Here is a 15,526-nt window from a genome sequence, read left to right on the forward strand (position 1 = left end):
TTATGTTTCTCCATCCCGCTTTTTGGGAATAAAGCATTATCTTTCTATTATTCTTATTTTACGGAGGTTTTATATGAAACTAGCAACGAAAATCATCATTGGTCTCATTCTGGGTGCCATCGTAGGTCTGATCCTTAATATCACGGCTCCGGATTTATTTAAACAGTTAGACACGTTCTTGTTTACTCCGCTTGGAAAAATCTTTTTAAACTTAATTAATATGCTTGTAGTGCCAATTGTTTTCTTCTCTATTACTCTGGGAGTTGCAGGGTTGGGGGACCCAAAGAAATTGGGGAGAATTGGAGTTAAAACTGTTTCCTACTTTTTAGTAACGACTGCTGTAGCTATCGTAATCGGCTTAATTCTTTCCATGACAATTCAGCCTGGAAACGTAGGCGAATTTGATACAAAGTCTGCTGAATATGAAGCAAAAGAAGCTCCATCCGTTGCTGATACATTTTTAAATATGATTCCTACGAATCCTATTAAAGCATTCGCTGACGGAAATATGCTTCAAATCATCATTTTCTCAATCTTTGTAGGACTTGGAATCACGTTCCTCGGAAAAAAAGCGAGCACGCTATATAAAGTCGTTGAACAAGGAAACGATTTAATGATGTACCTTGTAAACGTCGTTATGAAATTTGCTCCATTCGGTACGTTTGGTCTTATCGCAACTGCTGTAGGCAGTCAGGGATTAGACGCTCTTAAAGCAATGGGACTCTACATGGGTGTCGTACTGCTGGCTCTAGTGATTCATGCAATCGTCACTTATGGATCATCCATTCTTTTCATTGCAAAGCAAAGTCCAATTTGGTTCTTTAAGAATTTCGCTCCTGCAATGGCAGTAGCTTTCAGTACATCAAGCAGTAATGCAACCCTTCCTGTATCTATGGAAACGGCGCAGAAGCGTCTGAAAGTGCCAGAGCCGATTTCAAGTTTCGTTCAGCCTTTGGGCGCAACGATTAATATGGATGGAACGGCTATTATGCAGGGTGTAGCAACAATTTTTATTGCTCAAGTTTATAATATTGATTTATCTGTTACGCAATTGCTTACAGTTGTTCTAACTGCTGTTCTTGCATCAATTGGTACTGCGGGTGTACCGGGTGTTGGACTGATCATGCTTGCGATGGTCTTAAACTCTGTAGGTCTTCCAGTAGCGGGTATTGCCTTAATCATCGGTATCGACCGCTTGCTTGATATGGCCCGTACAGCTGTCAACATCACTGGTGATGCAGCTTGTGCAGTCATTGTAGCAGAAACAGAAAAGAAACACGGTGATTACAAGATTCCTGATATGGAAGAGAAATTATCTTAATGATCAAAGCGGCCTGACATAGGCCGCTTTTTTTTAAGCATTTTTTCTGATTCTGCACCAAAAATACACAAGTATTTGGTACTGTTAAACTTATCATGCTGAAGGACTAAGACAGGTACTTGTCCTTTCAAGGAGTTTCATAGATGAACAAACTGGCCATAAAGATCGGACTATTATTTTTTACAATCATTCTTATAGTAGAAACATGCCTTTTTTTATTCTTATACCGAAGCCTGGTCAATTCACGGGTAAATGAGGAGGTGGCTGCCCTCCAGACAAGGGGCAACAGCCACCGTGATGTCCTGAACAAGCATAATGATGAAACGACAATGGAGCATGTTGTTTTGATGGAATCCGAAGCAGATACAGATGTTGTCCTCACAAATGAAGACGGAGAAATTCTTCATTCTTCTAAAGAGATTCATCCTTTCATGCACAAGGCAGTCATTGCCCGCGGTGATGAAGAAAAGGACGCTCTTTCCAACTGGCAAGACAATCCTTTTATCTGGTCTGTCAGTCCAATAGAGAAGAATGGTGAAATAACTGGGTTCGTCTATATGTTTAAAGGCACAGAATCTCTTCAGTCGATGATTGCGAGACTGAATGATCATTTCATATTTATCGGAACCGTATCTGTTATTTTAACCATCATAGCCGTTGTGTTTTTATCAAAAATCGTGACAAAACCGCTGCTCTCCATGCAACATGCGACTGAACGTCTGAGCGAAGGGGACTTTTCAGTTAAGCTTCATATGCAGAGAAACGATGAGCTTGGGGAGCTTGGACATTCCATTCAAAAACTTGCGGATGATTTATCTCATTTAAAAAAAGAGAGAAATGAATTTTTAGCAAGCATTGCCCATGAATTGCGTACCCCCCTCACGTATATTAAAGGGTATGCAGATGTTGCGCAGAGGCCTGGATTGTCCAGTGCTGATCAGGGAAAATATTTAGCCATTATAAGGGAACAGACAGAGCATTTATCAAAGCTTGTGAGTGAGCTGTTTGAACTCGCTAAGCTTGATCATCATTCTTTTCAGATTGAAAAAGAGAAACTGGATCTCGGCTCTTTTATAAAAAAAACGATTGAAAAGATGAATCCGATCTTAATGAATGAAAAGAGGAAAGTGAATTTTCTTTTACCGGATTATTCTGTTCAGCATTTGATAGATCCGGCAAGATTTGAACAAGTGCTTCTCAATATTATGGACAATGCCATCCATTATTCTGAAAAAGAGACCTCCATTAAAGTCAAGCTGCTTGACCATGAAGGAAAGATTGAAATTGTTATTTCGGATCAAGGCATTGGAATTCCCGAGGAAGACCTCCCATATGTATTTGACAGACTGTACCGCGTGGATAAATCAAGATCACGCCACAGCGGGGGAACAGGTCTGGGCCTTGCCATCGTAAAAGAAATAGTTGAGGCTGAGGGCGGCACCGTCCGGGCGGAAAGTACGCTTGGTTCAGGAACATCCATATACATTTGCTTTAGAAAGGATTAAATCATGAAAAAGATTTTGCTTGTAGATGATGAAAAACTGATGCTGGATCTGCTTGCGCTGTACCTTGCTCCAGCGGGGTATTCGTGCATAAAATCTTTATCAGGAAAAAACGCAGTAGACCATGTTTTAAAGGAAGAGCCAGCACTTATTATTCTTGATTTAATGATGCCTGAAATGAATGGTTTTGAAGTGTGTAAAGAAATCAGAAGCTTTTCAGATGTTCCAATCATCATGGTGACGGCAAGAGATCAGCAAGAAGACATTGTAAAAGGACTTCAGACAGGTGCCGATGATTATATTACGAAGCCTTTTAATGAAATGGAATTATTGGCAAGAATAGAAGCGATATTAAGAAGAACCAGAAACAATCATGCTGTGGAATACAAAGGACTTAAATGGAATGAACGAAGTCAGGAGGCAAGCTATAAAGGTGTGCCTATCTTTTTTACGCCTAAAGAATTTCAGCTGGCTGGCATCTTTTTAAAGAACAGAAACAGAGTGTTTAATCGAGAACATTTAATTCATTCCATTTGGGGGTATGATGCAGATACGGAAGATCGTACGGTTGATTCCCACGTCCGTCATCTTAGAGAAAAGCTGAGAAAAACTGGATTTCCCATTGATGATCACCTTCAAACCGTTTGGGGAGCGGGATACAAATGGAAGGATGAAAAAAAATAAATAAATCTGAATTTTATCTCTTTACATAGGGTAGGGGGGTATGGTAAATTATATACAAGGAGGTGCATGGCATGGTTGAAAATATGAACGAACCAGAAAGCTGTCATGTTCCAGGATCGGATCGAAAAAGCCATCATTCAGACGCGGTTAAGAAAAATCTTGTCACGCGATTAAACAGAATTGAAGGTCAGATCCGCGGAGTAAAAGGATTAATTGATAAAGATACTTACTGTGATGATGTACTGACACAAATATCAGCCATACAATCTGCTTTGAACTCCGTCAGCAAGCTGCTTTTAGAAGGCCACATGAAAAGCTGTCTGGTCGAACGCATTCAAGAAGGCGATTTAGAAGTTATTGATGAAGTTTTAGTTACGGTTAAACGATTAATGAAATAATAATAAGGGGAGTGTTTTAGATGGAAAATGTTACTTTAAACGTTCAGGGAATGTCTTGCAATCATTGTGTGAAAGCAATTGAAAGCAGTGTTGGCGAACTTAATGGCGTCAAATCGGTCAAGGTAGATTTAAACGAAGGAACAGTTGATGTAGATTACAACCCGAACGAAGTGAATGTAGCTGTCATTAAAGAAGCAATAGATGACCAGGGCTACGAGGTAGAATAATTAGAAAAGCAGAATTGCCCGTTTAGCGCAGGCATGACAGAAAGGGATCTAACAGAAAAGGCGCTTTTTGCCAATACTTGCAGATCCGTTCTGGCCGAGGAGCTGGACATTGAAGCACAAAATTTTATACTTTCTTTAAATTAGAAAAATGAAACGTGCTGATCATCGGCGCGCTTTCTTTTCAATAAAATATACCCCTATGCGGTATATGGAGGGATTCAAAATGAGCGATCTAAAGGAGACCCAATTTCAGATTACAGGCATGACTTGTGCAGCCTGCTCAAACAGAATTGAAAAAGGCTTAAACAAACTGGAGGGTATAGAGAAAGCAAACGTAAACCTTGCACTCGAAAAAGCCACTGTAACGTTTGATAAAGAGAAGGCGGACCCTGAAATGATCCGTCAGAAGATAGAAAATTTAGGTTATGGGGTGGTATCTGAAAAAGCCGAATTTACCATCACCGGGATGACATGCGCGGCTTGTTCGGCAAGAATTGAAAAAGGACTCAGCAAGCTTGATGGGGTCTTGGAAGCAGCAATCAATCTCGCTCTTGAGACAGGATCCGTAGAATACAATCCATCTATTGTTGCGCCGCAGGATATGATCAAGCGCGTTGAAAAGCTGGGGTATGGAGCAAGCTTAAAAAAAGAAAATGAAACGGATTCCGCCCATAAAAAAGCTAAAGAGATCCAAAAACAGCAAAGAAAATTTATCATGTCTGCCATTCTTTCTATTCCGCTCCTTTGGTCAATGGTTGGCCACTTTTCCTTTACGTCTTGGATGTATGTGCCTGAGCTTTTCATGAATCCATGGTTCCAGCTGCTATTAGCCACTCCTGTTCAATTTATCATTGGCGGGCAGTTTTATATCGGTGCATACAAAGCGCTAAAAAATAAAAGCGCGAATATGGATGTGCTCGTAGCTTTAGGAACGTCCGCTGCTTATTTTTACAGCCTTTACCTTACAATTGAGGCGGTCCGGCATAATGGGCATATGCCAGAGCTTTATTTTGAAACGAGTTCGGTGCTGATTACACTTATTCTGCTCGGGAAGTTATTTGAAGTGAGAGCGAAGGGCAGATCATCTGAAGCCATTAAAAAATTAATGGGCCTGCAGGCTAAGACAGCAAGAATAGAAAAAGATGGAATGGAAATTGAAGTTCCTCTTGAAGAAGTTGCTGCGGGTGATATCGTGTTTGTCAGACCTGGTGAAAAAGTTCCCGTTGATGGCGAGATTTTTGAAGGCAGATCCGCTCTTGATGAGTCCATGCTGACAGGTGAAAGTATACCGGTAGATAAGACCGCTGGAGATCAAGTATTTGGAGCTACAATAAATAAAAATGGTTTTTTGAAAATAAAAGCTACAAAGGTGGGGCGTGATTCAGCTTTAGCCCAAATCATTAAGGTTGTAGAACAGGCGCAAACATCAAAGGCCCCGATTCAAAGAATGGCCGATCAGATTTCAGGCATTTTTGTCCCGATCGTAGTCGGAATTGCTGCTGTGACTTTTCTTATTTGGATGCTTTGGATCGATCCCGGTAATTTCGCAGGTGCATTGGAAAAAACGATTGCCGTACTCGTTATTGCTTGTCCGTGTGCCCTTGGTCTTGCAACACCGACATCCATTATGGCAGGGTCAGGCCGCGCAGCTGAAGCCGGTATTTTGTTCAAAGGCGGCGAGCATTTAGAAACGGCTCATCTAGTGGATACCATCATTTTAGACAAGACAGGTACAGTTACAAAAGGCACACCTGAGTTAACGGATGTTCATCTTGCCCGAGAAATAGAAGAGGAGAACTTCTTAAAGACTGTGGCTTCAGCTGAAAAGCAATCAGAGCACCCTCTTGCTCAGGCGATTGTAAATGGAGTGACAGGAAGAGGAATAGGATTTAGTGATGCGGATGACTTTGAAGCGATTCCGGGATATGGAATCAGGGCAAAGGTTGCAAATCAGCAAGTTCTTGTGGGAACGAAGAAGCTGATGGATATGTACAGCATAAGAGTTGAAGCTGTATTGGAAAAAATGCAGCATTTGGAGTCAGAAGGAAAAACAGCGATGCTTGCCGCCATTGATGGCGAACTGATGGGTCTTGTTGCCGTAGCAGATACGATTAAAGAAACGTCAAAATCAGCAGTTGAAAGATTGAAGCACCTTGGCCTCCACGTTGTCATGATGACTGGCGATAATGAAAGAACTGCTCATGCCATCGCAAAAGCAGCAGGCATTGAACATGTCATAGCAGAAGTTCTTCCAGAGGGTAAAGCTGAAGAGGTACTTAAGCTTCAGCGCCAGGGTAAACGGGTAGCAATGGTTGGCGACGGCATTAACGACGCACCTGCCCTTGCTGCAGCCGATATCGGCATGGCTATTGGCACAGGTACCGACATTGCCATGGAAGCTGCAGATATTACGCTTATGAGAGGCGATTTAAACAGTATTGCAGATGCAATTTATATGAGCAAATTGACGATCCGCAATATTAAGCAGAATCTGTTCTGGGCTTTCGGATATAACACGCTCGGCATTCCTATAGCAGCAGCCGGACTTCTTGCACCGTGGCTTGCAGGTGCTGCCATGGCATTCAGCTCCGTATCCGTGGTACTGAATGCTCTGAGACTGCAGCGGGCTAAACTGTAAATTTCGGCACCAAGTCCTTATGGGCTTGGTGTTTTTGTGATTGATTATATCTGAACCTTGATTTATACGGAAATTTGCAAGTTCCACTGATAGGACGTTGATTTACACTGATAGAACTTCGAGTAACACCGACCAATCTTTAAAGCCAGCCAAAGAGCACGATTCAGGCGAGCTGAATCTGCCTTCAAACATTCATACAGCTTATCGGACACCACTCCTCTTAAACCAGAATTTCCTCTCATCATTTTAACCCGGTACAAAAAACTAAAATAAACAGATACGCTGAGCAAATAAGACTTAAAAGCGCTTAAACAGTTGTATTTGGTCATTTATAGCAAAATCCTGCAATAATTGGCTCTTTACTGTCCTTTTCAACAGGAGTAATATACTTTCATAAATACATTTCATATATTCTTAATTCGCTTAATCCATTATGGAGCGGGGGACCCAATTTTGCTGGCATTTTTTGCAGCTTGGGGTGAATCCTTTACTGGTAGGGCTACTCTCATTGCCCGAACCCGACAGCTAACTTCGCAAGCGTTCTTGAGAGAGGATAATGAAACTAATGTGACCCTAAAAAATGAGACACAGCGGTTCATGGAACCTCTGTGTCTTTTTGTGTGCAAAAATTGGTATCGAAAGAAGGAAATCCTGTTGAAAAAGCAATTTGCCGTGTTTGGTCTTGGCCGTTTTGGAGGAAGTCTTGTAAAGGAATTTCATGAAATGGGCATTGAAGTTTTAGCCGTTGATAAAGACGAAGAGAAGGTGCAATACTACTCTCAATTTGCGACTCTTGCTGTAAAAGCGAATGCAATTGATGAAGCGACCCTGAAACAGCTTGGTGTCCGAAACGTAGACCACGCATTTGTTTCTTTTGGAGACGATATAGAAGCAAGCATCCTTACCTCTCTTCTGCTGAAGGAAATGGAGATACAGCAAGTTTGGGCAAAAGCTCAAAATGACTATCATCAGAAGGTTTTAGACAAAATAGGAGTAAACAAAGTCATTCATCCTGAACGGGACATGGCAAAGCGGATTGCGCACCATATCATTTCAGAAAAAATGATTGATTATATTGAGCTTTCAAAGGAATTCAGCATGGTAGAGCTCATTGCTTCAGCAAAAATTCACCGAAAAACATTGATCGACCTGGATATTAGGGGAAGATATGGCTGTAACATAGTCGGCATACAGCGAGATGAAGAAGTCATTGTATCACCTCCTGCCGATGAATCAATCAAATCCGGTGACATTCTGCTTGTCATCGGCCGGAACAAAGACATCTTTCGTTTTGAGGAGGAGGGGATGTAAGGTGATCACTGCACAAAAACTGCAAAAAATGCTTCGCTTCAATCCTTCTCAGCTGCTTGTAATCGCATTTGCAGCGGGTATCATTCTTGGAGCGGTTTTACTAAAGCTGCCGGCAGCGACACATGGTTCCATCAGATGGCTTGATGCTTTATTTATTTCAGCTTCAGCCATGACTGTAACTGGCCTCGCTACAGTGGATCCAGGGAGCACGTTTACGACTTTTGGGCAGACTATTATTGCTGTTCTCATTCAGCTTGGCGGACTTGGAATCATGTCGTTTGCCATTCTGACATATATGGTTTTGGGAAAGAAAATCGGAATCAAAGAACGGCTTGTCATGCAGCATGCCCTCAATCAGACCTCGCTTGGCGGAGTTGTGAATCTTGTTAAATACTTATTTCTTTTTTCTATCATGATTGAATTCATCGCCATGATTTTTTTATCTTTTAGATGGGTACCGGAATTCGGCTGGTCGAAAGGGCTTTTCTACAGTTTTTTTCACGCCATTTCTGCTTTTAACAATGCCGGGTTTGCTCTATGGCCAGATAACATTATCCGGTATGTGAATGATCCATTAGTGAATATTGTGATATCGTCTCTATTCATTATTGGAGGCATCGGATTTACAGTTCTTCTTGATATATGGAAAAAAAGAAAGTTCAGCAAATTATCTCTGCATACTAGAATCATGTTAGTCGGAACTCTTGTTATCAATGTTTTTGCCATGATGTTCATCTTTTTCGTTGAATACTCAAATCCAGAAACCCTCGGCAATCTTTCATCTGGCGGGAAATTGCTTGCCTCCTATTTTCAGGCGGTTTCCCCAAGAACAGCCGGTTTTAACACATTGGATATGGCAAGCCTTGATGAGGCCACACTTTTTCTCATGATTATTCTAATGTTTATTGGCGGGGGAAGTGCTTCAACAGCAGGAGGAATCAAGCTTACTACTGCGATTATTATCGTGCTTGCAACGATTACATTTTTGAGAGGGAAAGAAGACATTACAATTGGAAGAAGAAGCATTCATTCACGCTATATCTTAAAAGCGCTGGCAATCGCAATGGTCAGTTTAATGTTTGTTTTAACAGCAATCTTTATCTTAACCATTTCTGAAAAAGCATCTTTCATAGAAATCCTTTTTGAAACCGTTTCAGCCTTCGGGACAGTGGGCTTGTCGATGGGGATTACAGGCAGCCTTTCGGATCTTGGAAAAGAAGTTATCATCGTGATTATGTTCATTGGAAAAGTGGGGCCGCTTACGCTATTATTTACACTGACTAAACCACAGAAGCAAAAAATTAAATATCCTAATGAAGACATCTTAACTGGATGAGAAAAAGGCTTCGCAGGTGCGAAGCCTTTTGTTATACTATCAGAATTTATATATGATTTGCGTATTGATGGCGAGCGGAAGCGCCTAGCCTCGGTCAGAACGGTTCCGCCAAAAAAGTCGGGACCCGGACTATTCTGACGGATCCTTTTCTGCCTGTCGGATCTAAACAAGGCGCCTGAGCTTTTCTTATAGATTTGAGAGAATTAACGAAGCAAGAACGCCTAAAGAAGCAATCAATCCTACGATCGGTCCGCCTTCTTCGAATGCTTCCGGCATCATCGTCGAGGCTACCATTGCAATGATGCCTCCAGCTGCAAAGGCACCTATGAATGCTATCACTGCAATGTCTGCATCTTGAAGCAGAGAGAAGCCCAGAAATGAGCTGAGCGAAGAAAGAAGTAAAACGATCAGCCACATGCTGAGAATCCTTCTCTTGGAATATCCGTCTTTTCTCAAACCGACAGAGCTTGATAGCCCTTCAGGAAAATTACTGATGAAAACGGCGGTTACCATTAAGAAGCTCACTGTATTCTCCTGAAGCAGGCTGACACCGATGATAACGGACTCCGGTATAGCATCAATGACAGTTCCAATGAAAATGGATACTCCGGAGTGGTTTTCAGGATTTTGCTTTGAACGTTTTCTGTCGCTTCCTCCCTTTTTGTTTATAAGCAATTCACTGACTGTAAATGTTAATGAACCGAAAATGAATCCGCCCGATGCTGCCAGCAGTCCACCTTCATCTACAGATTCTCTAAGCAGTTCAAAGGAAGCTGCCCCAATCAGGACACCTGTTCCAAACGACATAATGAATCCTGAAAATTTGCGGGGTATCTCTTTGTAGATGCCAAGCAAAGCTCCCAGTAGTATAGAGGAACCAGCAAAAGCTCCCCAGAGTGCGGCCTGCAGCATTAAACTGATTCCCTCCTAACGGAATATCTATTGTTAGCTTACCAAATATCTTACAGAGAATGCAAAAAGTGCATATTAAATGAAAAGAAAATTCTGTAAAATAGGTTGTAAGCGATTACATAAAGAGGGGTGCTGAAACATGCAGGATGCTAATTTGCTGTTTAATCTAAAAAAATTTATGGATGACGAGCTTTATGAATATACGGTTCAAAAACTGGCAGAATTTCAAAAGCTTTGTTTTGAGGAATTTGATCAGCGCGCAGCGCATACGGACAGAGAGGGACAGCCGAAGCTTATCCGCTATGATAAGTTCGGAAATGATGTTTCGGAAGTGTGGCTGAACGAAGGATATAAAAAAACGATTGCGGACACCTATGAAACAGGGATTGTCGGCTATTTGCATAAGAACATTCCTGAATTGAACAGAAAGGCAAACTATCACTATTCATATGCTTTAGGCTATCTTCTATCACAGGTTGAATCCGGCTTTTATTGTCCAGTGACTCTAACGATGGCAACCGCCTATTTAATTGACGAATATGGAGATGAGGAATTAAAAGCCAAATTTTTGCCGCATGTCATCTCAACAGGTGATGTTGAACTTTATGAAGGAGCTACTTTTTTAACAGAAAGACAGGGTGGTTCCGATGTAGGAGCAAATGAAACGAAGGCTGTGAGAAATGTATCAGGCTACAGGCTTTATGGCGAAAAATATTTTGCAAGCAATGCAGGTGCATGCAAGGTAGCGGCAGTTCTTGCGAGAATAGAAGGAGCGCCGGCTGGAACAAAAGGATTATCTCTTTTCTTGGTTCCATGGAAAAAGGAGGATGGAACTTCAAATCAAATCCATATCAGGCGTCTGAAGGATAAACTGGGGGTAAGGGCTGTTCCTTCGGCAGAAGTTGAATTAAACGGAGCGGAAGCGTACTTGATTGGAGATCCTTCCAGAGGGTTTTACTATATGATGGAGGCTCTTAATCTTTCAAGAATCTGCAATGCCATCGCATCAGCGGGAATTATGAGAAGAGCTTACATCGAAGCAAAAGGCTACGCGGATCAAAGGACTGCTTTTGGCAAAAGACTGACGGAATCTCCGATGATTCAGGAAACACTGTGTAAAATGGCTGTGCGGCAGGAAATTCAGACAAGCGCATGTTTCGAATTGATACAGCTGTTTGAAAAGGTGATGAGAGAAAAGGAATCTACAGACGAAGAAAAAGTGCTTACCCGTCTTTTCATCGCGTTATTAAAAGCAAAGACGGCAGAGGAGGCAATTGAATTTTCGCACGAGGCGATTGAAATGCACGGCGGAAATGGATACATTGAAGATTTTGTAACGCCAAGACTTTTGCGTGATTCTCAAGTCCTGACCGTGTGGGAGGGCACAGCAAATATACTAGGTTTAGAAGTATTGCGTCTTATCCAAAAACATGATGTTCATTTAACTTTTCTCGGATGGATGAGAAAGAACGCTTGCGGAAGCTCAGCTGTTAATAACGGGATAAGAGAACTTCAAGATTTGCTTGCTTTTTTGGAAAAACAAAAAGAAGAGGGATGGAATGTTCATGCGAAAAAATTATCCGTGTTAATGTGCGATCTGCTGCTAAGTGCGATTGCGCTTAAAGATGCCCATACAGGGGATCAGCGGAAACAGGCAATAGCAGATGTATGGCTTGAAGACTGCTGGAACAAATCCTATAAGGATGAAAAAATGCTGGCCATTAAATACTATGATTTAATTGTTGAATCTAAGGGATCTGCTCTGAATGCTTATATATAGAAGAAAACGAAAAAAGTCTTCCGGCTGGAAGACTTTTTTCGTTTAAAAGGGTGAACACAATCTATTAAAATTTGTGTGGGAGACGGATTTATTTCTCGAGAACGAGTTTCTCGATATCATCAAGCATTAAGTTAGCTGCTTTAACTCCTCCAGCTGTATTCCAGATCGCATCATCAACTTGATAAGCTTTGCCTGATTTTACAGCATAAAGGTTTTGCCAAAGCGGATCTTTTGTCCATTCTTCAGCTGTTTTTTCAGCATCTGCTTTTGATTCAGCGGGAGCATACGTAAAGTAGAACAAGATGTCCCCTTCCATTTCCGGAATCAATTCTTTTGTTACTTCACGTGCGAACAAGTCATCCGGATTATCTGAGAATAGCTTCTCAAGATTAGCAGGGCGGCTGAAGCCGAGCTGTTCTAAAATAACACCAGAGAAAGAATCTTTATAATAAATGCGTGTAGATCCTGCTAAGAAACGTACTACAGAAACATCCTTGTTTAGTTTATCTCCAGCTTTTTCTTTGATTTCATTAATGCGTGCATCATAATCTGCAATAACTTTTTTGCCTTCTTCTTCGCGGTCTAATGCTTTTGCATAGAATTCGAAGTTATCTTTCCATTGACCTTTTAGCGTTTCAGAGAATACAGTAGGTGCAATTTGGCTTAATTTTTCATACTGATCTTCCTGGCGAAGCTTGTTTCCAATGATTAAGTCAGGCTTTAATGCAGCAATTGCTTCTACATTAAGTGCACTCTCATCTCCAACAACCTCAACATCTGTCATTTCATCAGAGATGTGATCATACCAAGGATCGCCTAACCATGATTTAACGGCTCCTACTGGTGTAACACCCAAAGCCAAAAGAGCTTCAGTTCCTTCATTTGTTAAAATAACAACCTTTTCAGGTTTTTTCTTAATTTCAGTTGTGCCCATTGCATGCTCAACAGTATATGCTTCGCTTTCTTTATCTTTGCTGCCTGTGTCTGCAGACTCTTCTTTCTCGCCGTTTCCGCACGCTGCAAGAAGAACTGCTGATAAAACGATAGCAATAAGTGCCAGCCATGCTTTTTGATATGTAGCTTGCATTTGATGTTACCCCCATATTTTCTTTTGATAATGATTTTCAATTACAATTAAATATTAATTTTTTCACTATCACTTGTCAATATTTAATTGAAAATGATTTTCATTTACAAGTAAAATATTAATTTTTCTGATTTCAAATGTCAACATTTAATTGAAAATGATTTTCAAAGTCAACCTGAGTTTGTTACAATAGTTTTAGAAAAATATGAAAAAGTGATGGTTTCACATCAAGAGGTATAGATATGTTATTACAGACTAATTTAGTGAAAACAGCTGGACTTATCACTGGTTTTATGTTGCTTTTAGTGAGTATTTGCGCAAGTGTCGTACTTGGCTATACACAAACCTCGTGGGATACAGCAATTAATGCGTTTACAAACTTTAATGGATCGAATGAACATTTAATTATTCAAACTGTAAGGCTTCCAAGGGCAGCAGTGGCTGTTGTTGTCGGAGCAAGTCTTGCTGTTGCAGGAGCTCTGATGCAGGCACTTACGAAAAATCCGCTCGCATCTCCTGGTGTATTCGGAATCAATGCCGGAGCTGGATTCTTTGTTGTAATTGCCGTCTCCATTTTTGGCGTCAGCTCTCTGCAGGCATTCACTTGGATTTCCTTTTTAGGAGCGGCAGTTGCAGCTTTCACTGTTTATTTTGCAGGGTCTTTCGGGAGAGAAGGATTGACTCCGATGAAGCTTACACTGGCAGGTGCGGCGATGGCTGCATTGTTCTCCTCGCTGACTCAAGGGTTTTTGGTGAGCAACGAAGCGGCTTTGGATCAAGTCCTATTTTGGCTTGCCGGTTCAGTTCAGGGAAGGAAGCTTGAGCTTCTTTACAGTGTTCTTCCTTATATAGGCATCGCATTTGTTATTTGCATCTTCCTTGCATCAAAGATTAACCTCCTGATGATGGGAGAAGATGTTGCAAAAGGGCTCGGACAGAAGACGGGAACTGTTAAATTAATTACGGCTGCTGTGATTATTCTGCTTGCAGGAGGAGCAGTTGCGATCGCAGGGCCTGTTGGATTTGTAGGGATTGTCATTCCGCATATTGCACGTTTCTTTGTCGGGAATGATCATCGCTGGATTCTTCCTTATTGTGCGGTACTCGGCGGAGTGCTGTTAGTAACGGCTGACATTGGAGCCAGGTTTGTAGCGATGCCTGAAGAGGTGCCGGTAGGAGTGATGACGGCTCTTGTCGGAACACCATTTTTCATCTACATCGCACGCAGGGGGTTCCAGAAATAATGAAAAGCTATCAATCATTTAGAATAGGAAAAGGATTCATTTCTTTCCTTATCGATAAAAAAGCCTTAACGGTCTTCAGTGTTTTGCTCCTGGTCACTGCGTTTACCTTTCTTTTCAGTACAGGTATGGGTGACATGAGAATCGGACCGATTCAAGTGCTTAAAACACTGGCTGGATACGGGACAGAGATGGATGAGCTTGTTATTCAATCCTTCCGCTTGCCGAGGATTCTGATTGCTTTAATGGTCGGAATATCGCTTGCTGTTGCTGGTGGAATTCTTCAGGGGATCATCCGCAATCCGCTTGCATCTCCGGATATCATCGGGATTACAGGTGGAGCTTCCGTTGCTGTTGTGATGTTTTTAGCCATTTTCAGTGATAAAAATAACTCATTGACTGTTCCGATTCAGTGGATGCCGGTTGCTGCATTCATAGGAGCGACAGTTATTGCATTATTAGTTTATATCCTGTCATGGAGAGGCGGGTCCTCTTCAATAAGACTCGTTTTGGTCGGAATCGGACTTTCCATGCTTGCTCAGTCCCTTACTACTTTACTGATGATAAAAGGACCGATCTACCGTGCGGCACAGGCAAATATCTGGATTACAGGAACGGTCTATTCATCAACCTGGGATCAAGTGAAGATTATGGTGCCTGTTACAATTGTTTTGGTTATCATCAGCTTTATTTTTGTAAGAAACGTGAACATTCAGGAATTAGGGGATGAGCTTGCAGCTGGTGTGGGAAGCGCCGTTCAGCGCAACCGATTTATTCTGCTTCTGATTGCAACAGCTTTAACAGGAAGTGCTGTTGCATTTGCCGGCGGAATCGGGTTTGTAGGTCTTATTGCCCCGCATATCGCAAGAAGACTCGTAGGATCATCCTTTGGAGCTTTGCTTCCTGTCTCGGCATTGCTCGGAGCGGTGCTCGTTATGGTTGCAGATTTGATTGGAAGAACCCTTTTTGCTCCGCTTGAAATTCCTGCAGGGGTTTTCACTGCAGCGATTGGGGCACCTTATTTCATCTACCTGCTTTATAGAAGCAGAAACAACTAGGCTGTTACCGAAGAGTTTGAAATTCATCCTT

At 41.7% G+C, this 15,526-nt stretch carries 13 protein-coding genes and 1 riboswitch; of the genes, 11 read left to right on the top strand and 2 right to left on the bottom strand.

Features of this window, described 5'->3' with window-relative positions:
* The first annotated feature begins 73 nt into the window (after positions 1-73).
* The 8 genes from GJU41_RS11220 (at position 74) to GJU41_RS11255 (ending at position 9,417) form a co-directional block, all read left to right on the top strand.
* A complete protein-coding gene (locus tag GJU41_RS11220) occupies positions 74-1,321 on the top strand; it encodes a dicarboxylate/amino acid:cation symporter (RefSeq protein WP_154318612.1) in 1,248 nt (415 codons plus the stop codon).
* Positions 1,322-1,464: 143 nt separating this feature from the next.
* On the top strand, positions 1,465-2,826 hold the full coding sequence (locus tag GJU41_RS11225; protein WP_154318613.1) for a sensor histidine kinase: 1,362 nt from the start codon (positions 1,465-1,467) through the stop codon (positions 2,824-2,826).
* Positions 2,827-2,829: 3 nt separating this feature from the next.
* Entirely contained in the window at positions 2,830-3,507 is a 678-nt protein-coding gene (locus GJU41_RS11230; RefSeq protein ID WP_070874782.1) for a response regulator transcription factor, read from the top strand.
* A gap of 71 nt (positions 3,508-3,578) precedes the next feature.
* Positions 3,579-3,905, top strand: coding sequence for a metal-sensitive transcriptional regulator (locus GJU41_RS11235; protein WP_154318614.1), 327 nt, complete (start codon positions 3,579-3,581; stop codon positions 3,903-3,905).
* Between the two features lie 20 nt (positions 3,906-3,925).
* Positions 3,926-4,132, top strand: coding sequence for a copper chaperone CopZ (copZ, locus tag GJU41_RS11240; RefSeq protein ID WP_070874778.1), 207 nt, complete (start codon positions 3,926-3,928; stop codon positions 4,130-4,132).
* Between the two features lie 223 nt (positions 4,133-4,355).
* The gene (locus GJU41_RS11245; RefSeq protein ID WP_154318615.1) at positions 4,356-6,770 is read left to right on the top strand and encodes a heavy metal translocating P-type ATPase; all 2,415 of its coding nucleotides are present in this window, start codon (positions 4,356-4,358) and stop codon (positions 6,768-6,770) included.
* A gap of 410 nt (positions 6,771-7,180) precedes the next feature.
* Positions 7,181-7,325: riboswitch (cyclic di-AMP (ydaO/yuaA leader) on the top strand.
* 99 nt (positions 7,326-7,424) lie between these two features.
* Complete coding sequence (locus GJU41_RS11250; protein ID WP_154318616.1) at positions 7,425-8,081, top strand: potassium channel family protein; 657 nt, start codon at positions 7,425-7,427, stop codon at positions 8,079-8,081.
* A gap of 28 nt (positions 8,082-8,109) precedes the next feature.
* A complete protein-coding gene (locus GJU41_RS11255) occupies positions 8,110-9,417 on the top strand; it encodes a TrkH family potassium uptake protein (RefSeq protein WP_224771414.1) in 1,308 nt (435 codons plus the stop codon).
* A gap of 186 nt (positions 9,418-9,603) precedes the next feature.
* On the opposite strand, the gene GJU41_RS11260 is transcribed toward GJU41_RS11255, so the two are convergent.
* Positions 9,604-10,329 (bottom strand): ZIP family metal transporter, encoded by a 726-nt coding sequence (locus GJU41_RS11260; protein WP_070874772.1) that lies wholly within the window; start codon positions 10,327-10,329, stop codon positions 9,604-9,606.
* A 139-nt stretch (positions 10,330-10,468) separates the two neighbouring features.
* Here GJU41_RS11260 and GJU41_RS11265 point away from each other — a divergent pair, with 139 nt between their 5' ends.
* Positions 10,469-12,109 carry an acyl-CoA dehydrogenase family protein gene (locus tag GJU41_RS11265; protein ID WP_154318617.1) on the top strand — a complete coding sequence of 547 codons (1,641 nt, stop codon included), beginning with the start codon at positions 10,469-10,471 and terminating at the stop codon, positions 12,107-12,109.
* An 88-nt stretch (positions 12,110-12,197) separates the two neighbouring features.
* Here GJU41_RS11265 and GJU41_RS11270 read toward each other — a convergent pair whose 3' ends face one another.
* Positions 12,198-13,196: an ABC transporter substrate-binding protein gene (locus tag GJU41_RS11270; RefSeq protein ID WP_154318618.1), complete on the bottom strand. Its 999-nt coding sequence runs from the start codon at positions 13,194-13,196 to the stop codon at positions 12,198-12,200.
* Between the two features lie 242 nt (positions 13,197-13,438).
* Here GJU41_RS11270 and GJU41_RS11275 point away from each other — a divergent pair, with 242 nt between their 5' ends.
* Together GJU41_RS11275 and GJU41_RS11280 are read left to right on the top strand one after the other, a co-directional pair.
* Complete coding sequence (locus GJU41_RS11275; protein WP_070874766.1) at positions 13,439-14,440, top strand: FecCD family ABC transporter permease; 1,002 nt, start codon at positions 13,439-13,441, stop codon at positions 14,438-14,440.
* Positions 14,440-15,495 (top strand): FecCD family ABC transporter permease, encoded by a 1,056-nt coding sequence (locus GJU41_RS11280; protein WP_070874764.1) that lies wholly within the window; start codon positions 14,440-14,442, stop codon positions 15,493-15,495. The genes GJU41_RS11275 and GJU41_RS11280 overlap by 1 nt, the downstream gene beginning before the upstream one ends.
* Positions 15,496-15,526: the final 31 nt, after the last annotated feature.

It is taken from the genome of Metabacillus idriensis (assembly GCF_009674765.1).
GTDB classification, from domain to species: domain Bacteria; phylum Bacillota; class Bacilli; order Bacillales; family Bacillaceae; genus Bacillus_P; species Bacillus_P idriensis.

Bases quoted from the DNA above. Each gene is read 5' to 3' on its own strand.
- GJU41_RS11220 (WP_154318612.1), top strand. From the start codon at position 74: ATGAAACTAGCAACGAAAATCATCATTGGTCTCATTCTGGGTGCCATC.
- GJU41_RS11225 (WP_154318613.1), top strand. From the start codon at position 1,465: ATGAACAAACTGGCCATAAAGATCGGACTATTATTTTTTACAATCATT.
- GJU41_RS11230 (WP_070874782.1), top strand. From the start codon at position 2,830: ATGAAAAAGATTTTGCTTGTAGATGATGAAAAACTGATGCTGGATCTG.
- GJU41_RS11235 (WP_154318614.1), top strand. From the start codon at position 3,579: ATGGTTGAAAATATGAACGAACCAGAAAGCTGTCATGTTCCAGGATCG.
- copZ (WP_070874778.1), top strand. From the start codon at position 3,926: ATGGAAAATGTTACTTTAAACGTTCAGGGAATGTCTTGCAATCATTGT.
- GJU41_RS11245 (WP_154318615.1), top strand. From the start codon at position 4,356: ATGAGCGATCTAAAGGAGACCCAATTTCAGATTACAGGCATGACTTGT.
- GJU41_RS11255 (WP_224771414.1), top strand. From the start codon at position 8,110: ATGCTTCGCTTCAATCCTTCTCAGCTGCTTGTAATCGCATTTGCAGCG.
- GJU41_RS11260 (WP_070874772.1), bottom strand. From the start codon at position 10,329: ATGCTGCAGGCCGCACTCTGGGGAGCTTTTGCTGGTTCCTCTATACTA.
- GJU41_RS11265 (WP_154318617.1), top strand. From the start codon at position 10,469: ATGCAGGATGCTAATTTGCTGTTTAATCTAAAAAAATTTATGGATGAC.
- GJU41_RS11270 (WP_154318618.1), bottom strand. From the start codon at position 13,196: ATGCAAGCTACATATCAAAAAGCATGGCTGGCACTTATTGCTATCGTT.
- GJU41_RS11275 (WP_070874766.1), top strand. From the start codon at position 13,439: ATGTTATTACAGACTAATTTAGTGAAAACAGCTGGACTTATCACTGGT.
- GJU41_RS11280 (WP_070874764.1), top strand. From the start codon at position 14,440: ATGAAAAGCTATCAATCATTTAGAATAGGAAAAGGATTCATTTCTTTC.